This window comes from Pseudomonas sp. 25 R 14 (assembly GCF_900004755.1).
GTDB classification, from domain to species: domain Bacteria; phylum Pseudomonadota; class Gammaproteobacteria; order Pseudomonadales; family Pseudomonadaceae; genus Aquipseudomonas; species Aquipseudomonas brenneri.
In genome coordinates this window covers 40,143-64,128 of sequence record NZ_CVTS01000064.1, presented here as the reverse complement: position 1 = coordinate 64,128, position 23,986 = coordinate 40,143, and the positions used below count along the sequence as shown (strand labels likewise).

At 59.7% G+C, this 23,986-nt stretch carries 11 protein-coding genes; 9 read left to right on the top strand and 2 right to left on the bottom strand.

All coding sequences use genetic code 11. The annotated features are described in order from the left end of the window. The first annotated feature begins 41 nt into the window (after nucleotides 1-41). From BFQ03_RS22995 to BFQ03_RS22955, 9 genes are all read left to right on the top strand, one after another. Nucleotides 42-6,137: an Ig-like domain-containing protein gene (locus BFQ03_RS22995; RefSeq protein WP_139115727.1), complete on the top strand. Its 6,096-nt coding sequence runs from the start codon at nucleotides 42-44 to the stop codon at nucleotides 6,135-6,137. A 59-nt stretch (nucleotides 6,138-6,196) separates the two neighbouring features. Beyond that, the gene (locus tag BFQ03_RS22990; protein WP_083204899.1) at nucleotides 6,197-7,696 is read left to right on the top strand and encodes a TolC family outer membrane protein; all 1,500 of its coding nucleotides are present in this window, start codon (nucleotides 6,197-6,199) and stop codon (nucleotides 7,694-7,696) included. Beyond that, nucleotides 7,693-9,858, top strand: a complete 2,166-nt coding sequence (locus BFQ03_RS22985; RefSeq protein ID WP_065944102.1) for a type I secretion system permease/ATPase — start codon at nucleotides 7,693-7,695, stop codon at nucleotides 9,856-9,858. The genes BFQ03_RS22990 and BFQ03_RS22985 overlap by 4 nt, the downstream gene beginning before the upstream one ends. Before the next feature lie 61 nt (nucleotides 9,859-9,919). Next, complete coding sequence (locus tag BFQ03_RS22980; protein WP_065944144.1) at nucleotides 9,920-11,074, top strand: HlyD family type I secretion periplasmic adaptor subunit; 1,155 nt, start codon at nucleotides 9,920-9,922, stop codon at nucleotides 11,072-11,074. A 70-nt stretch (nucleotides 11,075-11,144) separates the two neighbouring features. Then, complete coding sequence (locus tag BFQ03_RS22975) at nucleotides 11,145-12,314, top strand: EAL domain-containing response regulator (protein ID WP_175403916.1); 1,170 nt, start codon at nucleotides 11,145-11,147, stop codon at nucleotides 12,312-12,314. 133 nt (nucleotides 12,315-12,447) lie between these two features. Further along, complete coding sequence (locus BFQ03_RS22970) at nucleotides 12,448-13,074, top strand: response regulator transcription factor (RefSeq protein ID WP_065944100.1); 627 nt, start codon at nucleotides 12,448-12,450, stop codon at nucleotides 13,072-13,074. Continuing rightward, nucleotides 13,075-16,713: an ATP-binding protein gene (locus BFQ03_RS22965; RefSeq protein ID WP_065944099.1), complete on the top strand. Its 3,639-nt coding sequence runs from the start codon at nucleotides 13,075-13,077 to the stop codon at nucleotides 16,711-16,713. Nucleotides 16,714-17,063: 350 nt separating this feature from the next. Next, nucleotides 17,064-18,269: an EAL domain-containing response regulator gene (locus BFQ03_RS22960; RefSeq protein ID WP_065944098.1), complete on the top strand. Its 1,206-nt coding sequence runs from the start codon at nucleotides 17,064-17,066 to the stop codon at nucleotides 18,267-18,269. A gap of 32 nt (nucleotides 18,270-18,301) precedes the next feature. Continuing rightward, on the top strand, nucleotides 18,302-18,727 hold the full coding sequence (locus BFQ03_RS22955) for an ANTAR domain-containing protein (RefSeq protein ID WP_065944097.1): 426 nt from the start codon (nucleotides 18,302-18,304) through the stop codon (nucleotides 18,725-18,727). Nucleotides 18,728-18,798: 71 nt separating this feature from the next. Here the strand turns inward: BFQ03_RS22955 and BFQ03_RS22950 are convergent, their stop codons facing one another. Together BFQ03_RS22950 and BFQ03_RS22945 are read right to left on the bottom strand one after the other, a co-directional pair. Next, nucleotides 18,799-19,680, bottom strand: a complete 882-nt coding sequence (locus tag BFQ03_RS22950; RefSeq protein WP_065944096.1) for a hypothetical protein — start codon at nucleotides 19,678-19,680, stop codon at nucleotides 18,799-18,801. Nucleotides 19,681-19,937: 257 nt separating this feature from the next. Next, nucleotides 19,938-23,984, bottom strand: a complete 4,047-nt coding sequence (locus BFQ03_RS22945) for a YadA family autotransporter adhesin (RefSeq protein WP_065944095.1) — start codon at nucleotides 23,982-23,984, stop codon at nucleotides 19,938-19,940. Nucleotides 23,985-23,986 lie beyond the last annotated feature (2 nt).

Genomic DNA, 23,986 nt, shown 5'->3' with positions numbered 1-23,986 from the left:
CGCTCACGACCAACGTCGAAGTACCGTTGCTGGCACCACAGTTGGGCCCTATCGATCCAGCCACTGGCAACGTAGTAGTCACCGGCAAGCCAGGTGCGACCGTGCAGGCGCAGGATGCAAACGGCAGTCCGATTGGCAACCCAGTCACCCTGGACGACAAAGGGCAGGGCACCATAACGCTGCCAGGCAACACCAGCGGCCAACAAGTCGGCGTGGCGCTCAATGACGGCATCAACTCACCGCTCACGACCAACGTTGAAGTGCCGTTGCTGGCTCCGCAATTGGGCCCTATCGATCCAGCCACCGGCAACGTAGTAGTCACCGGCAAGCCAGGCGCGACCGTGCAGGCGAAAGACCAGAACGGCAAGCCAATTGGCAACCCAGTCACTTTGGACGACAAAGGCCAGGGCACCGTAACGCTGCCGGCTAATACCAGTGACCAGCAGGTCGGCGTAGTGATCAATGACGGCGACAAGCAGTCTGCGACCACCAACCTTCAAGTGCCCTTGCTGGCACCGCAGTTGGGCACCGTCGATTCTACTACCGGCCAATTACCGGTCATCGGCAAGCCAGGGGCCAGCGTTCAGTTGCAAGACAATACTGGCGCCTCGATTGGTAATCCTGTTGTCCTGGACGCCCAGGGCAACGGCACGTTGACGCTGCCTGCAAACACCGCTGGCGAAAGCGTGCAGGCTGTGCAGACGTCGGGCGCGAGCACATCGCCGGCCAGCCCTGCGCTGACCATCCCCGCATTGACTCCCACCGTGGGGGCAATTGATCCGCAAACCGGCACCCTCGAAGTAACGGGTAAACCGGGCGCAACCGTGCAGTTGAAAGACGGCACGGGCACTTCAGTGGGCACGCCGGTCACGCTCGGCGCAGATGGCAAGGGCACGTTGCAAATCCCGACCACCCTGAGCGACCAGCCCGTGACGGTCACCCAGACCGTGAACAACAACGAGTCCCCGGCCACCGCTCCACAGACCGTGCCGTTGTTGAAGCCAGAGCTGGGTGATGTCAACGCCGCCACCGGCGGGTTGACGGTTACCGGCAAACCAGGTGCTACCGTGCAGTTGCAAGACAGCACTGGCCAACCGATCGGTACTCCAATCGTCCTGAGTGACCTGGGCGAAGGCGTGCTGACGCTGCCTGCAAACACCTCAGGCGAAAGCGTGAAGGCCGTGCAGACGTCGGGTACGGCCACATCGCCAGCCAGCGACTTGCTGACCGTTCCTGCATTGACCCCCACTGTGGGCACCATCGATCCACAAACCGGCATCCTCTCGGTGACGGGGAAACCGGGTGCAACCGTGCAGTTGAAGGACAGCACGGGCAGCACCGTGGGTACGCCAGTCACGCTGGACGCACAAGGCCAGGGTTCACTGCAAGTCCCGACCACTGTGAGCGACCAGCCCGTGACGGTCACTCAGACCGTGAACAACAGTGAGTCACCGGCCACCGCGCCATTGACTGTGCCGCTGTTGAAGCCAGAGCTGGGTGATGTCAACGCCTCCGGCCAGTTGCTGGTTACCGGTAAGCCGGGCGCCAGCGTGCAATTGCAGGACAGCGAAGGAGCATCGATCGGCGCGCCAGTGATCCTGGATGAGCAGGGCCAGTTCCTGATCACGCTGCCCCAGGAAGCCAGCGGCGAAAATCTGCAGGCTGTTCAAACCTCGGGCACTGCGCAATCGCCCGTCAGCAATACCGTATTGGCGCCAGTGCTTGCGCCGGTTGTGGGTGCTGTCGATGCGGCCAACAACCTGTTGAGTGTTCAAGGCAAGCCGAACGCGACCGTGCAGTTGAAAGACAGCACCGGCCTGCCGATCGGCAACCCCGTGACTTTGAATGACCAAGGCACCGGCCAAATCCCACTGCGTCCGCAATTGAGCAACCTCGATCTGACCGTCACCCAAGTGGTCGACAGTGTCGAGTCCGGCCCTTCCGGCGTGGCGGTACCTATGCTGGCACCGATACTGGGCCAGGTTGACGGAGCAACGCGAAACGTCACCCTGGACGGTAAACCTGGGGCCGTGTTCCAGGTATATAACGATGAAACAGGCGAGGTCTACGTTCGAGGTGTTTTCGATCTGGACGGTAAGGCAACGGTAACGTTGCCCTTCAATGCCAGCAGACAAAGGATCACCGCCAGCCAGGAAGACGCTGTAGTCACCAGCCGTAGTGGTGCGTTTGAAGCGCCGGTTGAATACATGAGCGTGGAAGCGGTCGACCCGGCCAAGCCGGCCAAGCGCTCAGAAAAGGCCCCATCGATTGAGGTTCCGCTGTTCGAGCCCCAATTGACTTTCAACGAAGACGGCACCGCCCTGGAAATCGTCGGTATGCCGGGTGGGCAGGTAGAGGTCAAGAACGCTGCGGGTGAAGTGGTTGAACGCCTCACATTGGGCAATGATGGCAAGGGCAATCTGGTCCTTTCTCCGGCATTGCGTGGAGAGTCGGTCAGCGTAACCATCAAGGATGGGCAGGAAGAATCGGCGACGGTACAGACTGCCATTCCCTTGCTCAAAGTAGTGTTGGGCCCGGTTGATCCAAAAACCGGCCTGACGGCGGTCGAAGGCAAAGCGGGCGCCAGCGTGCAGTTGCAGGACAAGGACGGCAAGCCGGTGGGGTCGCCTGTGACGTTGGATGCCCAAGGCAAAGGCGTGATCTCGATCCCGGCCTCCCTTGGCGCAGAGACTCTGCAGGCGGTTCAAACCTTCAAGGAGGCCAAGTCGCCTGTCAGCGATGCCCTGGTGGTTCCGCTGCTTGCGCCAACCCTGGCATTTGATGCGGCCCAAGAGGAGCTATCGGTCACCGGCAAGCCGAACGTCTCCGTGCAGTTGCAGGACAAAGACGGCAACCCGGTCGGCGCGCCGGTGCAGCTGGATGCACAAGGCCACGCCGTGATCAAGCTGCCCCAGGCTCTGGGCGGTGGGGAAGTGGGCGTGGTTGCCCAAGCGGCAGGCATTACGTCCCAGGCCGCGACGCTCGAAGTGCCGTTGCTGGCGCCGGTGTTCGGCGCGGTCGATGCGGTCACCGGGCAGGTGAGCGTAGAAGGTAAGCCCAACGCTATTGTGCAAATCAACAACCCGGACGGCACAATCGTTCGTGTGCCTCTGGATGCAAATGGCAAGGGCAATGTGCTGTTGCCTTCCGGCGCGAGCGGTGAAGACCTCAACGCGACGGTCAGCCTGGGCAGCCTGGAGTCGGCGCCTGCCACCTTGTCGGTGCCTGTGCTGGCGCCCCGTGACGCGGTGATCAATGACACCGGCAGCGCGGTAACGGTCAAGGGCAAGCCGGGCGAAATCATCAAGGTCACGGATGCCAGCGGCAAGGAACTTGGCAGTGGCGTGGTCAACAAGTCCGGTTCTGTCGAGGTTGCCTTGAGCACCCCTCAGAAGACCGGCGCCACCCTGAGCGTGACGGCCTACGACGAGGGGAAGGCATCGCCAACCGTTTCTGTCGTGGCGCCGTTTATCGATGCGGACCTGCCATTGCCACCTACCGACCTGAATATCAACCCCAGCGGCACTCGCGTGCTGGGCAAGGTCAAGCCAGGTGAAACGGTCAAGATCGTCAACCTCGATACCCAACAGGATCTGGGCACGTTCGAAGCTGGGCCTGACGGTATGTTTTCGGCCAATATCCCCGCGCAAAATGGCGGTGACAGGCTTGCCATCAGCGCGGTCAAGGGTGACAAGGTGTCGGCGCCTGCGCTGTTGCTGGTTCCCCTGAGCGCCGAAGACACGCCAGCCAAGCCTTTCGATGTGAGTGTGGACGCCACCGGTACCAAGGTGCAGGGCAAGGGCGCGCCGAACACCATCGTATTGATCAAAGCGGCGGACGACACAACCGTGATCGCCAAGGGCATCGTCGGGCCGGACGGCACTTTCGAGGTCACTATCCCGGTGCAGCCGGGCGGGCAACTGTTGAATGTCGCGTTGCAGAACAATGACAAGGTGTCGGCTTCTGAATCGGTCATGACGCCGCACATTACCTCCAATACGCCGACAGAGGTGCAAGTCGACGAAGCCGGCACCCAGGTGACGGGCAAGGGCAACACGGGCGAAACCATCCGCGTCAAGGATGCCCAGGGCAAAGAGATCGGTTCCGGCGTTGTCCAGCAGGATGGCACCTTTGTGGTCAACATCCCGAAACAGCCCGACGGCACCACCCTGGCGGTGACTGCACAAGGGCAGGGCGTGGAGTCTGCACCGGCCTATGTGAAAACACCGGTCACTGAGGTTGATCGACCTGCACAACCGGAAGCTCACCTGGATGCCGCCGGCACCCAGATCAGCGGCAAGACCCTGCCGGGTGCGAGTGTGTCGGTCAAGGACGCCAACGGCCAGTTGCTGGCCGGGCCAATCGTGGCTGGCGAGGACGGTACATTCGCCGCAACCATTACCAGGCAGCCTGCGGGCAGCAAGGTTTCGGTGGTGGCTGAATTGGCAGGCAAGGAGTCGCTGCCAACCGAACTGATTGCACCTCAGGTAGCGGGTGAAGCCATCCCGGCGCCGCTGAGCGCGATGATCAGTGCCGATGGCAAACTTGTCTCCGGCAAGGCCACGCCCAATACCAAGGTAGTGGTGAAAAATGCCGCAGGCGAGACCCTGGGCGAACAACCTGTCGGTGCCGACGGCAACTATGCAGTGCCGGTAAAAGCACAGATGGGCGGGACAGTGTTGCAGGTGACTTCAGCGTCCCTGGATAACCAGTCCACCTCCACAGGTTCAGTGTCGGTAACGGCGCCTTATCAATTGGTGGCGGAACATCACGAAGTTGAAGTAGCCCAGTTCATCGATCCGAACATCAATGAGCTGACGGAGGGGCGTTATAACAAGTTTGAATCGGTTTTGATTTCGTCGTTCTTCCCAGGCAATGACACGCAATCCTACGAGTTTTCGATAAACGCCAATGAACGAGCGGAAGTCAGAGTCCTGTCGCAACAAGGGCTTCTGAGTCTGAACGCGTTGAACTCTAATGCCGTTTATCTCGACAAGAAGGTCGATGGGAAGTGGGTCGGTGTGCAGGGCAGCCAGTCTGGCGGGTTGCTTAACGTGTCGATTATTCCTGTGATCGCAGGCAAGTCAGGTATCTCCTTGAAGTTCGAGACGCCTGGTGAGTATCGCGTGGTGATTAAGAACACTGAGGTATCGCTTTACTCCAATGTGGAGTTCCACTCAACGATCATTAAAGAGTCGTTCGTGGGCGGCTTTGCCAACAGCCTGATCAGCAGTGACCTGGTCCTGCCAACCGGGGCGACGCTGGTGAAAGTCAACGGTACGTTGATCGCCGAACAGGTGCGCAGCGTGGTGCAAGGCAAGTACGGTCAGTTGAGCATTTCCAACGATGGCCAGGCGACGTATCAACAGGATCGTAATGCAACGCCAGCGGACCAGACGGAAACGTTCAGCTACGAAGCCCGTACCGCCGATGGGGCAACCTTGAATGCAACATTTAATATTGGCATCAAGGCTTACTCCGTCTCCGGTGACCTGGTTGATCCGCAAGAAGCCAGTATCGTCAGTGTCGATGGTAAATCGGTGTCCGCGACCCAACAGGAAATCATTGCCGGCCAGTTCGGTGAATTGAAAGTGACGGCGAACGGTGACTACACCTACACGCCGAAACTCAGCCTGACGGGTTTGAACGAAACCGAAACCTTCACGTATCAGGTCCGGCACACGAACGGCGAGACAGTGACCTCCACCCTTGAGGTGAAGATTGCCGACTCCAGGCTCGTCGCCGAACTCAATGAGGTGCCGACAGGCGTGGCGCCCGCGGTTGATAGGGCGGCGCCACTCGCGCAGCCGGAAAGCCAGGTTGATACAGACGTCGATAGCGACACCGCACTGCCGTCGTTCAACCTGAGCCAAGGGCAAACCCTGGACCTCAACAAGCTGGTCAGCCTGCAAGCCAAGGACGATCCGGCCAAGCCCGCGTTGACGGTGACCTTGAACGATATCTTGCAAGCCGATGGCACGGTGTCGAAGTCGACATCTGCCTCGACCCTGGACTTGCCGGATTCGTGGAAACCCGATGGCGTCAAGGCGCCGCTGGACGGCCATGAGTATGTGCACTACATCGATGAAACGTCGAAGAAAGACCTCTGGGTCGAGAGTGGTGTTTCCGTCGTTTAAGTCGTAATGACAGAGCCCTGGGCCGTATGGCCCAGGGTTATTTTCCCTGAGTGTCAATTATGTTCCGGATATTCCATCCCCGGCGTGATATTGCCTGCCTGACGATAGCCTTATCGTTCAGTTCGGGCAGTGTGGCCGGGCAGGTCAATGCACCTTCTGTGCATGGCCAACCCCAAGATCAGGTTGCGCCTACCGTGCAACCGATCAAGAACAGTCAAGTGCAAGAGACGGTGCCCGCGCCATCCTTGGTTTCATTGATTGAAGCCGGGCAGTTTCTTCCTCCTTCCGCTCCCCAGCTGAGCGTGAGCAATTTGGCCACTGCGGGCACCGCGGCGCTGGATATGCGTGCGGCCGTGCGCCAGGCCTTAACCTCGTACCCGGATATCCTGCGGGCCCGGGAAGGGGTCAATGAACAAGTGCAGCGGGTAGAAGTGGCGCAGGCCGGCTATTACCCCAGGATCAGCGGCGGCGTGCGCACCGGCTACCAAAGTGGTGTGCCTGGCAGTCACAGTGCCCAGGTCTTCGACGTCAGTGCTTCGCAGATGCTGTATGACTTCGGCAAGGTGTCCAGTGCCGTCGAGGCGAGCCAGGCCGGCGTCACCGAGCGCGAGGCAGACGTGCGCCTGAGTGTTGAACAGGTTGCCCTGAATACCGCACTGGCCTTTCTTGACGGCCAGTATTACCAGCGGTTGATCGCGATCACCCAGGACCAGATCGACAGCCTGGAAAAAGTCTCCGACCTGGCGCGCCAGCGTCTGGACATGGGCGCCAGTACCCGTTCGGACTATGTGCAAACCATGTCGCGTATCGAAGCCGCCAAGGTCACCGGCTTCCAGCATCAAGCCAGCCTGGCGCGCACGTTCGCCACATTGTCGAACCTGATCGGGCAACCTCGGGTCGAGGGCGTGTCCGACCATTTCCCGCGGGAACTGGAGCAGTCGTGCCAGCAGGTCGATGCCAAGATGCAGGACAACCCTGAGGTGCAGTCCGCCCAAGCGCGTGTAGCCCGGGCCGAGGCCGAAGTGAGCGCAGCCAAGGCGGCCGGGCTACCGACACTGTCCCTGGAGCCGACATTCAGCCAACAGCTGGATGGCAGCCCTGGAACGGACCAGGACCGCAGCCGCTACAGCGTCTTCCTCAATGCGAGCATGCCGATCTATCAAGGTAACGCGATCCAGGCCGGCAAAGCGGCCAGCGAGCGGGCCCTGGCGTCCTCCCAGGCCGGCCTTGATACCGCTCGTTTGCGCGCGCGCCAGGAAATGCAGCAGTCGCAAAGCCAGGTGCTGAAGTTGCATGCCAGCCTGGGTGCCCAAACCGTGCGCGAAAGCACGATCAATGAAACTCGCGTGCTCTACCGCCAGCAATACCTTGAGTTGGGCACCCGGCCGTTGCTGGATCTGCTTAATGCCGAGCAAGAGGCGTATTTGTCGCGGGTCGAGCAGCAGACCACGCTCAATAGCCTGCGTCGGTTACAGATCAACTGCCTGTATAGCGCAGGCCATCTCAGTCAGGCGTTTGGTGCTGCCAACGACGCCACCTACCGTGAGCGTTTGCCATGAGCCGCCGTGCCCAAGAACCCCTGCAAGCCAGCCCGCTATCTGTTTCCCCGCCCTGGCTGGAAATGTTGTTGCTCGTTGCTGGTCATTACAACCTGAGCTTCTCGCCCGAGGATGCGCGGCTGGCTGCCGCCTGGCAGGGCAGTGCGCATTCCGATGACCAGCTGTACGCCATTGCCAAGCACTTGGGCCTGTCGGTCAAGATTGATGAAGAGTTACAGGCCGAAGACCTGACTCAATGGCGTTTACCGTTGTTGGTGCAGTTGGCGGACGGCCAGTTGGCGCTGATCGAAGGCTTGCGTGCCGAGGACCTGCTGCAAGTGCGGCTCAGCGGCGACCACGGCCTGGCCACGGTGCTGTCGCGCCAGGAACTGCTGGAGCAATGCCGCCGGGTCATCCTGCTGCGCCCGGTGGGTAATCGCGCCGACGTGCGAGTGGACGACTACATCAAGCCGTATGACAAAAACTGGTTCAAGGGCATCGTCCTGCAGGACTTGAAGTCCTATCGCTATGTGCTGTTCGCCTCGTTGGTTGCCAATCTGATGGGGTTGGCCGGGGTGCTGTTTTCCATGCAAACCTACGACCGGGTGATTCCTGCCGGTTCCATGCCGACCTTGTACGTCCTGTTTATCGGCGTTCTGCTGGCGGCCGGTATTGATTTCACCATCCGCAACGCCCGTTCCCATGTCACCGACCTGCTGGGCAAGCGTGCGGATACGCGTCTGTCGGACAAGGTTTTTGGCCACGCCATCCGGTTGCGCAACTCGGCCCGTCCGCGTTCCACTGGTACCTTCATTTCCCAGGTTCGCGAGCTGGAACAGATTCGCGAGCTGATCACCTCCAGCACCATCACGGCGCTGGCGGACCTGCCGTTTTTCCTGCTGTTCCTCGGCGTATTCTGGCTGCTGGTCGGCCCCCTGGTGCTGGTGCCGCTGTGCGCGCTGGTGTTGATGGTCACCCCGGGTCTGTTGTGCCAGGCCAAGTTGGGGCGCCTGGCCAATGAAGCGTTGCGCGAATCCAGCCTGCGCAATGCCTTGCTGGTGGAAACCATCCAGGGCATGGAGGACGTCAAGGCGCTGCAAGCCGAGCAGAAATTCCAGCTGAGCTGGAACCACTACAACGCAACCACCGCCTCGGCGAACCTGCGGCTCAAGGCCTTGACCCATCGCTTACAGTACTGGTCGCAATCGATGCAGACCCTGGTGTTTGCCGTGGTGATTTTCTTTGGCGCGCCGATGGTGATGGCCGGTGACCTGACCACCGGCGCACTGGTGGCGGCATCGATCCTCGGCTCACGCATGATGGCGCCGATGGCGCAATTGACCCAGGTGATCATTCGCTGGCAGCAGGCCAAGACCGCCCTGGCAGGCTTGGACAAACTGATGCAGTTGCCCACCGACCACCCCGAACACAGCCACAAAGTCCACCGTGCCCACCTGTACGGTGACTATGTGCTGGACCAGGCGGTGTTCGCCTATGGCGACGACAGCCCGGTGCTGCAAGTCAGCCAACTGAAGATTCGTGCCGGCGAACGCATTGCCGTGCTGGGCCGCAACGGCGCAGGCAAGTCCACGCTGCTGCAGGCGCTGGTCGGGGGCGTGGATTCACGCTCCGGGCTGGTCAGCCTGGATGGCGTGGCGTTGCAACACCTGGACCCGGCAGACGTGCGCCGGGATGTGGCCTTGTTGACCCAGGACTCGCACCTGTTCCACGGCACCATCCGCGAGAACCTGAAACTGGGCGCGCCGTTGGCCGCTGACCAGGAAATGCTCTCGGCACTGGCCCTGACCGGCGCCGATGGGTTTATCAAAAAGCTGCCGACGGGCCTGGATCATTTGATTCTGGAAGGCGGGCTTGGGCTCTCCGGCGGCCAGAAACAATCGCTGTTGCTGGCTCGTCTGTTGTTGCGCCAACCCAACGTGCTGTTGCTGGACGAACCGACCTCTTCACTGGATGAAGGGGCAGAGCGCCTGTTTCTGCAAAACCTCGACCAGTGGGCACAGGGCAAGACCTTGCTGATTGCCACCCACCGCCTGGCGTTGCTGGAGTTGGTCGAGCGAATCATCGTCGTCGATGACGGCAAAATCGTGCTGGATGAACCCAAGGAGGAAGCGATCCGTCGACTCAGCGCCACTCATTCCAATGGAGCATCTCAGCATGGCTGATGTTCACGAAAAACTGGCGCGGTTGCGTGCCTATCTACGCAATAGAAAATCACTGGAGGCCATGGACCCGGCCGATGACGCTGCGCTGCATCGCTCGACGCGGATCATCGGCAGCCTGGTGTTGATCGTGCTGATACTGGGCACCTGGGCGTGGCTGGGGCGGCTCGATGAAGTGTCCAAGGGCGACGGCAAGGTAATTCCCAGTTCCCATGAGCAAGTCATTCAATCACTGGAAGGCGGCATCCTGGCAGAGCTTAACGTCGCCGAAGGTGACCTGGTGGAGCAGGGGCAAGTGTTGGCCCAGCTTGACCCGACGAAGTCCGAATCGAATGTCGAGGAGAGCGCTGCGCGCTACCGGGCTGTCCTGGCCAGCGCCACACGGTTGCAGGCGGAGGTGGACGGTAAGCCACTGAGCTTTCCCGACGAACTTCAGGCCTACCCCGAGCTGATCAAGCGCGAAACCAGGCTGTATCAGGAGCGTATCAGCCGGCTCAAGGAATCCCTGGCCGGGGTGAACGATTCGCTCGGGCTGGTCGACCGTGAGCTGAAAATCACCCAGTCACTGGCCAAGACCGGCGCCGCCAGTAACGTCGAAGTGATCCGCCTGCAGCGTCAGCGCAGTGAGTTGCAACTCAAGGCTACCGAGCTGCGCTCTTCCTATCAGGTGCAGGCGGGTGAAGAGTTGGCCAAGGCGCGTTCCGAGGTCAGTACGTTGAGTTCGGTGATTCGTGGGCGGGAAGATTCGTTGACGCGCCTGACCGTACTGTCGCCGGTTCGCGGCATCGTCAAGGGCATCGAGGTGACGACCATTGGTGGTGTGATTTCGCCTAACGGCAAGTTGATGCAGATCGTGCCGCTGGATGATCAGTTGCTCATCGAGACGCGCATTTCACCCAGGGATATTGCCTTCATCCATCCGGATCAGGCCGCCAAGGTGAAACTCACCGCGTATGACTATTCGATCTATGGCGGGCTGGACGGCAAGGTGGTGACGATTTCTCCGGACACCATCCAGGACAAGGTCAAGCCGGAGAACTACTACTACCGGGTGTTCATCCAGACGGACTCCAACGTGCTGACCAACAAGGCCGGTGAGCGCTTCGCCATTGTACCGGGGATGATCGCAACGGTGGACATCAAGACCGGCTCCAAGACCGTGCTGGACTACCTGGTCAAGCCGTTCAACAAGGCCCAGGAGGCCATGCGGGAACGCTGAGCCTGGCGTGGCTATTCAAACCTCTCCTTTAAAGTCGAATCGGTTGAAGAATATGTTTCCTGATTGTGTTGTGGTCATTGAACATCATGCGTTCCAGCGTGCCGTGCTGGTCAAGGCCCTCGGCAATCTGGGGGTCGGCAATGTGCTATCGGCCAGCGATGCCGAGCAGGCTATTGGCCTGCTGAAAAAGCTACCCAAGGTCGATATCGTTTTTTTCGACCTGGCCGACGGTTCGATCAACCACTCTGCGTTCCTGAAAGTGGCCGGCGAGTTGGGAAACGTCCAGACGTTGGTGGCCTACAGCGAGTTGCAGGCTGATCTTTATCGCACCGTGAAGCAGATGAAGACGCTGTCGGGCCTGAAGTTGTTGGGCATTCTGGACAAGCCGCTGGATATGCAGGATTTGCAGCGGTTATTGGAAAATTTCAAGCTGCGCCACCATGTCTTGACGGCGCCCGACCTGTCGGTACCTGAACTGATCCCTGAAGACCAGGTGCGACACGGTTTGGCGGTGGGTGCATTCGAGGCCTGGTACCAACCAAAATTCGATCTTGTCGAGCGTCGGCTGTTTGGCGTTGAAGCGCTGGTGCGCTGGCGTCACCCCACACGGGGGATGTTGCTGCCCCGTGATCTGTTAGGCGCCGTACTGGCCTATGACTTGATTGACGAGATGCTCAAGCAACTGCTCGACCAGGGTATTGCATTGCTGCTGCAGTTGCGCGCGCAAGGTATTGACCTGGGAATGGCGTTCAACCTGACAGCCTCCCAACTGGTTCGAAATGACTTGGTTGACTACATTATTCAATGCTTGCAAGGGTATGACCTGCCAGGTTCGGGCCTGACATTCGAAGTCGCTGAAAGCAGCCTGCTGGACCTGCCGGCATCGGCATTGGCAAACCTTCTGCGCTTGCGCGAGGCGGGGTGTGGGTTGTCGATCGATGACTTTGGCCTGGGTTTTTCCTCCCTACGGTTGCTGGCACAGCTGCCCTTCAACCAGATCAAGCTCGACGGCGTGTTCGTTCAGGACCTTGCCAACCCGGGTAACCGGGCCGTCGTCGCCAGCAGTCTTGCGCTGACCCGAGCATTGCAGATGGACTTGATTATCGAGGGGGTTGGCAGCCAACCGGCGCTCGATACACTGATTGACCTGGGCTGCCATTTTGGCCAGGGTTTTCACTTGGCGGTGCCCATGCCCGGTGCTGACTTTTTCGCTTGGTTGGAGCGCTACCAAAACGGGTAGGGCTTGCTGGCGCAGTCAGGCCATTAAAATATTTCAGGCCTGTGTTTTGTCGACGTGAAACTGAGCTACCTTAATAGTTTGACGTGCCGGTCTCGCAGATGCTGTTCCTTATGCTGATGAAAAAGAGGTTTGTATGTTGAAAGCATTAATCGTCGACGACCATCCGTTTATTCGCTCGTCTGTAAAAATGCTCCTCAAGGCAGGGCAAGTGGAAGTGGTGGCCGAAGCCGAGAATGGTGTCGAGGCGGTTTACCTGGCTCGCAAGCACGTGCCGGACTTGATCGTACTGGATATTTCGATGCCGCTGCTCGACGGCCTGGAGGTCATCAGTCGTATTTGCGCCTTGGACCTGCCGATCAGAATCCTCGTGCTGACCTCGCTGGACGCGACCTTTTATGCCCATCGCTGCATGACCATCGGCGCGTCCGGTTATGTCTCCAAAAGCGATGATCTTGAGGAATTGATGCGTGCAGTCAAAGTAATTCGCGAGGGCTTCAGTTATTTCCCGGTGCTCTCCAACAGCTCGGTGCGCCCGGTCGATAACCAGACACCCGAGCATGAGCTGATTCAGCAGTTGTCCAATCGGGAGCTGGCCATTCTGCAGCAGCTTGCCCGTGGTTACAGTAACAAGGAGATCGGTGACGCTATGTTGTTGAGCAACAAGACGATCAGCACCTATAAAACTCGGCTGATTGAAAAGCTCAAGGTCAAGTCGGTGGTCTATCTGGCCGACTTTGCCAAACGTCATCACCTGATCTGAATGAGGCGCCTGTCGGGTTACTTCATTTTTTTCCTTTGTTTGGGAGTACTCGGCCAATCCCATGCCGCCGAGCGGGGCTTTGAGTCGCTGACCTTGCTGGGGCGCGAGTCTACGGCTGATTTTGACGTTGAACTGCAGAACCATGACTGGCGGTGGCTACGCAATAAAAAGGTCCTGGTGGTCGGCACAACGCGCAGCGATCCGGCACCCTTGGTGGTGTTGTCCGACCCCGCCGATTTTGAGGGGGTGACGGCTGATTACGTCGGGCTGCTGGCTACTGTGTTAGGCGTTGATGTCCAGATCCGGCGCTATGACAACAAGGATCTGGCCTTGCAGGCACTCAAGACCGGGGAGTTGGACCTGCTGGGCTCCGCACGGGAATATGAAGTGGCGCAAGCAGGGCTGGTCATGTCGCGTCCCTACCTTCTGGATCAGATGGTGCTGGCAACCAGCCGCGGTTCGGACAGCGACGTGCAGCAAGATCTTGCAGGCAAGCGGCTGGCGATGTCCAAATACTACGTTGAGCCCTCCGTTATCCAGGCGCTTTACCCAAAAGCAACAATCGAACTGTACCCCACGGCGCTGGAGGGCATCAGTGCGGTTGCCTTCGGTCAGGCGGATGCATTCGTGGGCGCGGGGATCACATCCAGCTATCTGATTGGGCAAAACTTCTACACCGATATGCACCTGAAGCCCTCAGCCGATAAAAAGGTCAGCGGTATCGGTTTTGTCTTGAATGCCGACAACAAGCAGTTGTTGCATGTGGTCAACCAGGTGCTGAACGCGATTCCCACTGCCGAGAAGCAGTCGATTGCCCGGCGCTGGAGGTTGCGGGCCACAGCCGGAGAGGGCCTTGACCTTGGCCTGAGTCCGCAAGAGGAGCAATGGCTGGCAGAACATCCTAAACTGCGGGTGGCGGTGATCGATGGCAACCCGCCGTTTACTTTTTTTGATCAAAATGACCTGCTCCGGGGCCTCAACGCCGACTTGCTGGAGAAAATCAGCCAGCGAACCCATATACAGTTTGAAGTGATCCGCGCGAGCTCCGTTGATGAGCAGGCTGATCTGTTGGTGGGGGGGCAGGCAGATCTGGCGCCCACGTTCAGGCATGATGAGCGAATGGGTGAGCTGCGATATACCCGGCCTTTCATGTCCAACCCCGACGTGTGGGTAACCCGCGTTGGCGAGGGCCAGCCCCGAAGCCTGGACGACATGACGGGCAAGCGTCTGGTCGTCAATCCTGGCAGCTATTGGGCCACCTATGTGCCCAGGCATTACCCGGATATTACGTTGATGGAGGCGGGGAGTCGTGCCGACATGATGGCGCTGGTTGCCCAGAACAAGGCGGATGCCGCTATTAGTATTCTGCTGGGGTCGCGCTATATGATCTCTACGTTCTACCGTGACCGCCTGCGCATCATGCGTACGATGGGAGAGCCTCCAGCCCAGTTGAGATTGGCGACTGATCGCAGGTCTTTGGAGCTCTACTCGATCCTGGATAAAACCCTGCGCAGTTTTTCCCGCGAGGAGCTCGACGACCTGTCCGATCGCTGGCGTGGCGAAGTCATGCTGGACAATCGCGGTACCCAGGCCAGCCGGCGGGCTTTTCTCAAGTGGCTGGTAGTGGCGATAGGCCTGTTGCTCGCTGCGGCGGGCTGGATCATCTACCTGCGCCGCCTGATTCAGCGACGTGCCGCTGCCGAACAAGCGTTGAAGGAGCAGATGGACTTCCTGCACGTCCTGATCGACGGCTTGCCGCACCCCATCTACGTTCGAGACCGGCAAGCCCGAATGCTGCTGTGCAATACCCGCTACCTGGAGGCGGTTGGACGTACCGAAGAACAAGTGATGGGCACTGCGCTCGCAGGGGCCGTGGGCATTGCGCCATCTGACGCCCATGCGTTCGAGCAACAATACCGCGAGGTGATGGAGGCCGGCCAGGAGCAGATTCAGGACCGTCAGTTGCTGCTGGCCGACGGGCAGACGATTGATGCCTATCATTGGATCCTGCCTTTTCGCGATAGCAGCGGTGAAGTCAAAGGCATCATTGCCGGGTGGATCGATATCAGTGAGCGCGCACGCTTGCTCAGCCAGCTCAAAGAGGCCAAGCACGAGGCCGATGGCGCCAACCGGGCGAAGACCACGTTCCTGGCAACCATGAGCCATGAGCTGCGCACGCCGATAAACGCGGTGGTCGGGATGCTGGAATTGGCGATGAAAAAGGCTGATCAAGGCATTCTCGACCGGTTTGCCATTGAAGTGGCCTCCAGCGCCGCACGTGCGTTGCTGGAGCTGATTGGCGACATCCTGGATGTGGCGCGCATCGAATCCGGGCGTTTGACCTTGACCCCTCAGAGGGCTGCCCTCAAGGAAATGGTGGAGGAGGTGGTGCAGGTGCAGGGCGCCAGCGCTCGGCTAAAGCAACTGCCGCTGATTCTGGAGTTCGATGAGCTCGCCAACCGTGATGTGTTGATCGACCCGATGCGGTTCAAGCAGGTGCTGGCAAACCTGCTGAGCAATGCAATCAAATTTACCGAAAAAGGCGAGGTGCTGGTCAGCGTCAAGGCGACACTCGACGAAGAAAATCAGCAGATGAGTATTCAGTTGCGCGTACGCGATACCGGCATCGGCATCAGTGCCGAAGACCAGTTGAAACTGTTTGCGCCCTTCACCCAGGTCGGCAGCCACAGTCAGTTGACGGTCGGCGGATCGGGCCTGGGGCTGTCCATCAGCCGAACGTTGTGCACGATGATGGAGGGTGAATTGAAGCTGAGCAGTGTGCCGGGCCTGGGTACGCAGATTGAGGTAGGCTTGACGCTGCCCATCCTGGCCCCATTGCCCCGCAGCCAGCCTGAGCCAACCGAACTGTTGCCTGCCAGTGAGTTGAACATTCTGGTGGTTGATGACTACCCCGCCAACCGCTTGTTGCTGTTGCAACAACTGAGCTATCTGGGGCACAGCGTCAAAGACGAGCAGGACGGCGCCCATGGCTTGCGCACCTGGCGCAGCCATTCCTTTGATGTGGTGATCACCGACTGCAACATGCCAGTGATGAATGGTTATGAACTGGCCAAGGCGATCCGTGACGATGAAGCGGCTTCGGGCAAGCCGCCGTGTCTGATTCTTGGCTTCACCGCCAATGCGCAACCCGACGAGATCGAACGCTGTCTCGCTGCGGGCATGGATGATTGCCTGTTCAAACCCATCAGCATGAAGGATTTGGCCGCACGTCTGTCGGGGGTTGAGTCGTCGTTTGAACCAATGCCCGATAACGATGACGTGACGCACTTGGACGACGAGATCGACCTGGTCAGCCTTGAGCAACTGACCTACGGGGATCAGGCGTCAATCCGCAGCTTGTTGCAGGACCTGCTCAGCAGTAACGAGGAGGATCAAGTACGGCTGCTCAAACTCTTCAGCCAGAACGACCTGACCGGGCTGGCCGACCTGGCCCATCGGGTCAAGGGTGGCGCGCGCATCGTCAAGGCAAAGCGCCTGATTCACTGTTGCGAACAGTTGCAGATAGATTGCGACGGGCACGATGCCGCACGTTTGACCCAGTCAGTGGATGCGCTGTATCAAACGATGGACACCCTGACGCAGGTGTTGACGCAACGGATCGCCCAATCCGTCGACTGACTGGTTGTGGGTGCGGAGACAGGACCGTGAGGTCTCTGTTCCAAATTGCTCTCCGGGAAATTTCCTACATTTCGGTCAGGAAAATCCCCGGATAATTTCGGCTCAAAGAACAGAGATGACCTCTCGTCTACCGAATCCGCTAGGGAGCGACCCCATCTTTCATTGACGTTGCCGAAGCAACGCACCCGCAACGTTAATGAATTTGCGTCATGGATGACCTGAATACACCTGCTCCCTCTTGGGGAGCAGGCGTTGAGGTCCATCAACCTTGTTTGAGTGGGCATCGGCTACCACCAGCAATCAGGGCGTATCGGGCGTTCGTGCTGCAACCCAATTGTGGAGAATCAGTGATGCAAGTGTTGCCCCTGCGAGTGCTGGTGCTGGAGGACCATCTGTTCCAGCAAACCGTCGCCGTCAACCTGCTGAAGAAGCTTGGCTGTCAGGATGTGTTCAGTGCTTCCAACGGCACCCAGGCCCTGGAGACCCTGCAACGGGTCGGTCCGGTGGACATTGTGGTGTGTGACCTGCGCATGGAAGGCATGGATGGCCTGGAGTTCCTGCAACGCGTGGCTCGCGTTGGCCTGGTGGGCGCGGTGATTCTCAGTAGTTCCCTCTCGGGAGACGTACGCCAGGCCGCTCGGCAATTGGTGACGCTGCTGGGGCTGCCGCTATTGGGCGACCTCGGCAAGCCGCTGCACGCTGAAGCCTTGAACGAGCTGTTGCATAAACACTTGAGCGATCCCAGGATCGCGCCGATGAGCCTGAAGCCCTTGGAGCTGGCGCAAGCCGGCGAAGTTCGCTCGGCCATGCATCAAAAGCAAATGGAAACGTACTTCCAGCCCAAGGTCAATTTGCTCAATGGTGATGTGATTGGCGTCGAGGCGCTGACACGATGGAACCACCCGACCAAAGGGGTGGTTTCTCCGGCGGTGTTCATGCCTGCCATTGAAAGTTGCGGGTTGCTCAATGAGTTACTGTTCGGTCAGATCAGGCAGGGCCTGGCGTTGGCCCGCGAGGCTTCGAGTCGCGGGCACGTGTTGAATATCGCGTTCAACCTGGAGCCGGTACAGCTCTCCAATCCCGAGCTGGTTTCCATCATCCGCGGCATCTTGTGCAGCTTCGGGCTACCGGCTTCCAGTCTGACATTTGAATTGACTGAAAGCGGTTTGCTCGAAGCCTCGGCCACCTGCCTGGAAAGCCTCGTGCGGTTGCGCATGATGGGTTGCCGGTTATCCATCGATGATTTTGGTGTGGGGTTTTCCTCCCTGCAGCGCTTGTGCCAGTTGCCTTTCAACGAGATCAAGCTCGATCGCGAGTTCGTTCGGGGGCTGGACCATGACCCAAGATGTGTTGCGGTGATCAAGTGCACGCTCGAGCTGGGCAGGGCGTTGGGCATGTCGGTGGTCGTCGAGGGCATTGAAAAACAAGATCAATATCAACAGTTGCTGGAGCTTGGGTGTGTGCAGGGGCAGGGTTATTTTTTTGCAAAACCCATGACCGAAAAAGATTTTTTGACTTGGCTGGGAGCGCGCGCCCCCGCTGGAAAGCGCGTCTGACGGTCTGCTGGCTGGTTTGGAAGGATATATAAATGCCCACACGTTCTTTACGCATCTTGATTGCCGATCACGTCCACCTGCAGCGCTTGAACCTCGAACGGATGCTCAATCACTGCGGCTACCATCGAGTGGCGCCCGTCTCTTCGTTGGAGGAGTTGCTGGCGATGATCGACCATGCCATTGAGCCCTTCGATCTGTTGCTCATCAACAGCGCATTTGTCGGTGGCGCCATGCTTGACCTTGAAGCGTTCTGCCAGGATTGCCCGAGTGTGCACCATGCGTTGATTTACGAAGGGCTGCCCCTGGCGGTGCCAAAGGCCGAAGGAAAGCCGCCGGCAAGGGTGATCAAAAAGCTGCCGGGCGTTCCGGATACTGCTGCCATCAAAGGTTTTATGGACCAGATCGACCCCGCACGACCGACACCTTCACGGTATTTTTTCCTCACGCCTGCCCGCTGAACGGGCGGCGCGCGCATTCGCTACGTGCTTCCCTCCCCAAGTCGCTCCACTGCTCAACCCACGCAACGCCCCTAGGGCGTTGGTGTGTTCTTCAGTTGTTTGGAGGTGCCGGGAAGGTAGGCCACCTTCAAAAAGTAATCCTTGCCCAACAGCTTGCCCTCGCCAAACCAGGTCATGCCATTCTGCTGCAGTTTCAACCCGGAAAAATCATACTCGAACAGGGTACGGGTACTGCTGACGAACATGAACTGATCCGCGTCCAGCTTCAGCACTTTATATTCGGTGCCGGGCGGGGGCGTCTGCTCTTTCAAACGCAGCAGATAGTCGGCTGCCAGGCCCGCGAACATCTCCATGGATAACTGACGGTATTGTTCCAGCGTCAGCCCTGGACGCTGTTGCAGCTCGGTGGCGATCAGCGCGAAAAAATCCGCATTGGTTTGTGCGATCGCCAGCTTGCCCGGCAGACTCGCCAGCAGTTTTGCCTGATCGATCTGAGGCTCACGTTTTTCTACCGGTTTGTTCTTGTCCTGGGACGGGGCGCTTGCCTGCTCGACCAGCAAACCGTTCAAGCTCAAGGGTGACAGCACGCTGATTGCCAGATACGCCGCGCAGGCACGGGTCTGCGCCTGGCGGTCACCGTTTACGAGCAACGACAGTGGGTGGCCCTGTGGGGGGATGCTCTGTGCATTGCCACCTTGCTGCTGGATGAAGTGGTTGACGTTGGCCTGCTGGGTCTCGCCTTTGGCCAGGGCGCAGATCTGTTCCATGGCCAGGGGGTTTTTATGCGGGGCGAGGGCGTCTGCCAGGCTGAATACTGCGCTTTGCAGGATGGGCAGGGCGGGCACGGCGAGCCACTCGGGCTGGCTGGCAGTAGGGGGAGAGGTTTTTTCCTGGCACCCGGCCAGGCCCAGGCAAGCGATCAAACCAAAGCACAGCGGCAGTTGGGTTTTCATTCAGGGGATCCTGTCGTGGGCAATCCGTAGGTGGGCATAGGGATGTAACTCAGCGTAGAAGAAAAATGCCCTGTGCGAGCCTGATGCAAATCTGAAGGCGGGTGAACCAAATGTGGGAGGGGGCTTGCCCCCGATAGCGCCGGATCAGTCACTGATGCTGTGAATGACACACTGCTATCGGGGGCAAGCCCCCTCCCACATTGGATACCTGCATTACGCGCAGGCCGGGCTTTTTTCGTTATCGGTTCGGTCTGCAATCACCACTGATAACCAACCCCCACGGCCACGCCAGTGTCATTCTGGCTGCTCGTGGTGCCCATGAAGTTGGTCGACCAGCGGCCATTCTCGGACACGTGCGAAACGCCAATAGCCAGTGCCGATTGCCCGCGGTAATTACCCATCGCCACCGACGTCATGCTGCCGCCGGCCACCGACGAGCGCGGCAGGCTGGCCATCGCCATCGCGCCGGCGATACCAGCGCTCAGGGTGTCGTCCTGCTGCTTGAGGTTGTGTTTGAGATCGGCAAAGCGCTGATCGGTGTAAGCCTTGGAATTGATGTTGGCATTCATGATGCCGCGGCTCACTTGGTCAATGTTGGCGGCATCCGTGCCACGGGTGCCCGCTGCGACATTGGTGATTTGGCGTTCGCCACCCGCGCTACCTACCGAGACGCTGTTCTCGCGATCGGCCACCGAGTTGGCGCCCAAGGCCACGCTGTTTTGTGCCGTTGCCTGGGCGCCGTTACCCGTTGCCGTGGCATTTTCAGCGCTGGCCACGGTGTTGCTGCCTACGGCCATGCTGTTGTTACCCGAGGCTTGCGAGCCCATGCCACCGGCTACCGCGTTGGTACCGCTTGCCTTGGGTTGCGCTGCGGCGCGGGTGTTGTTGACCTGGAATGCACCGCTGGTGCCGTTCTGCACACTGGTCACCGCTGCTTCGACTTTGGTCACGCTGCTGGTGACGTTGGCAATCGCGCCGTCCACATTTTTGATCGAGCCTTGAATCTGATTCAGGCTGGTATCGGTGTAGGCCTTGGACTCGGCCACCGCACCATCGAGCTGACGCACATTGACCGCATCGGTAGCCCGGCTGCCATCAGCCACGTTGCTCACTACGCGTGTTTCGCCGGTGGTCGCGTTGCCTACCGATACGACGCCGGCCGTGGTGTTGCTCGCATTCGAATATTTGCCGGTATAGGTCTCTGTGCCGCGCTGGTCGTCACTGGCGCCCTTGCCGATGGCGACACTGCCGGCGGCGGTGGTTTTCGCACCGTCACCCAGCGCCACTGAGCTGGCGCCACTGGCAACGCTTTCATTGCCCAGGGCAATGGCTGCCGTGCCGCTGGCTTGTGCATTGGGGCCTACCGCCATGGCATCGGTACCGGTGGCCAGCGAATCGGCCTTGGATGAACTGGCGTGGAAGTACTTGATGCTTGAACCGCTGTTCACGATGTTGTTGAGCTGAGTCGTCAGGCCGACAACGGTGTTATTAGTCAAGAAAAGCTGGCTGCCGTTGACTGCGTCGGTGCTGGTAGCGCTCAGGCTGCCGGCGGCAACGTTGCTCAGGGTCGTCGCGGCGCCACCGGGGTTGAAGGTCACACGGGTCTTGCTGTTCACATCATCGTACTTGACGCCCACCGCGGCGGTATTGGCCAGGCTGTTGCTGAGGCCGGTCAAGGCATCGCCAACAGTCGCGCTGGTGGTGGCGGTGGTGGTATTTCCGGCGGCATCGATCGTGGTGGTGTTGAAGCTTGGCGCAGTCACGGCACCCGTTACCGGATCCACTTGGGCGCCACCGCCCAGCGCGTTGACGACGAACTGGCTCTGGTTGCCGGAGTTGGCAATCAGGGTATTGAGCTGTGCGGTGGTGTTGAACAATTGGCTGCCGTTGACTGCGTCGGTACTGGTGGCGCTCAGGCTGCCGGCGGCGACATTGCTCAGAGTGGTCGCAGCGCCGCCCTGGTTGAACGTCACACGGGTCTTGCTGTTCACGTCATCGTACTTGACGCCTACCGCGGCGGTAGTGGCCAGGTTGCTGATCTGCGTGCTCAGGTTGTTGACCGAGGTGTTGACGTTGGTACTCAGGTCGGTGACCGAGGTGTTGGTGGCGTTCAATTGACTGCCATTGACGGCGTCGGTGCTGGTAGCCGAAACCTGCCCAGCCGCGACATTACTGATCTGCCGTTCCGCACCAACGGTGCCGACACTGAGCACACCCACAGGCGCAGTACCAGCGTAATTGTAGGTGGTGCCGTTGATCACGCCGCTGGCGGTTGCAGTTGCAACGGCAGTGGTGGCGCCGTTACCCAGTGCCAGGGAGTTGGCGATGCTGGCGTTGGCGCCGTTGCCCAGTGCAATGGCGTTGTCGGCCGAAGCGGAGGCCACTGGCCCGATGGCGATACTGTCGGTGCCGGTGGCAGTGCTGTCGCCCAGGGCCGAGTTGCCGTGGAAATACTTGATGCCGGTACCGTTGGTGATGATGTTGCCCAACTGGGTGCTGAAGCTGTTACCCAGGTTGGTAATCGAGGTGTTGAGGCTGGTACCCAAATCGGTGACCGAGGTGTTGGTGGCGTTCAGCTGGCTGCCATTGACCGCGTCGGTGCTGGTGGCGCTCAAGGTGCCGGCGGCGACGTTGGTCAAGGTCGTTGCAGTGCCACCCTGATTGAAGGTCACCGAGGTTTTGGTGCTCACATCATCGTACTTGACACCCTCGGCGGCAGTGTTGGTCAGGTTGCTGATCTGCGTGCTCAGGTTGTTGACCGAGGTGTTCACGTTGGTGCTCAGATCGGTCACCGAGGTGTTGGTGGCATTCAACTGACTGCCATTGACTGCGTCGGTGCTGGTAGCCGAAATCTGCCCAGCCGCGACATTGCTGATCTGCCGTTCGGCACCGACGGCACCAACGCTGAGCACGCCCACGGGGGCTGCGCCGGCAAAGCTATAGGTGGCGCCGTTGATGATGCCGCTGCCAGTTGCGACAGCAGCGTTGGTGGTTGAGAACGCCCCCAGTGCGACGGAGTTGGCAACTGTCGCGTTGGCATTGTTGCCCAGCGCCACGCTGTTATTGCTTGACACAGCCGCCCGAGCGCCAAGCGCTACAGCACCAGCCGCTAATGCATTGGACCGCCATCCAAGCGCGAGGCCGTCGCTGCCTGAGGATATGGATTCAGCACCAATCGCCACAGAGCCATTGCTCTGGGCGCTCGCTGTGCTACCCAGGGCGATTGCCCTGCCAGCAGTCGCCGTTGTGGTCGCGCCATTTCCGAGGCTGATAGAGGCGTCACCGGCGGCCGTGGCAACTGGGCCGGCGGCAATGCTGTTAGCGCCGGTGGCGCTGCTGTCGCCCAGGGTCGAGTTGCTATGGAAATACTTGATGCCGGTGCCGTTGTTGATGATGTTGCCAATCTGGGTGCTGAAGCTGTTGCCCAGGTTGGTAATGGAAGTATTGAGACTGGTGCCCAGGTCGGTGACCGAGGTGTTGGTGGCATTCAACTGGCTGCCATTGACCGCGTCGGTGCTGGTGGCGCTCAAGGTGCCGGCGGCGACGTTGGTCAAGGTCGTTGCAGTACCGCCCTGGTTGAAGGTCACCGAGGTTTTGGTGTTCACATCATCGTACTTGACACCCTCGGCGGCAGTGTTGGTCAGGTTGCTGATCTGCGTGCTCAGGTTGTTCACCGAGGTATTCACGTTAGTGCTCAGATCGGTCACCGAGGTATTGGTGGCATTCAACTGACTGCCATTGACCGCGTCGGTGCTGGTGGCCGAGACCCGCCCAGCCGCGACATTGCTGATCTGCCGCTCGGCACCGACGGCGCCGACACTGAACACGCCCACAGGCGCAGTGCCGGCGTAATTGTAAGTGGTGCCATTGATCACGCCGCTGGCAGTTGCAGTGGCCGCAGCGGTGGTGGCGCCATTACCCAGGGCCAAAGAGTTGGCGGTGCTGGCGTTGGCTCCGTTGCCTAGGGCAATGGCGTTGTCGGCCGAAGCAGTTGCCACCGGGCCGATGGCTACGCTGTCGGTGCCTGTGGCCGTGCTGTCGCCCAGGGCCGAGTTGCTGTGGAAATACTTGATACCAGCGCCGTTGGTGACGATGTTGCCCAACTGGGTGCTGAAGCTGTTGCCCAGGTTGGTAATGGACGTACTGAGACTGGTGCCCAGGTCGGTGACGGAGGTGTTGGTGGCATTCAATTGGCTGCCATTGACCGCATCAGTGCTGGTGGCGCTCAAGGTGCCGGCGGCGACGTTGGTCAAGGTCGTTGCAGTACCGCCCTGGTTGAAGGTCACCGAGGTTTTGGTGTTCACAT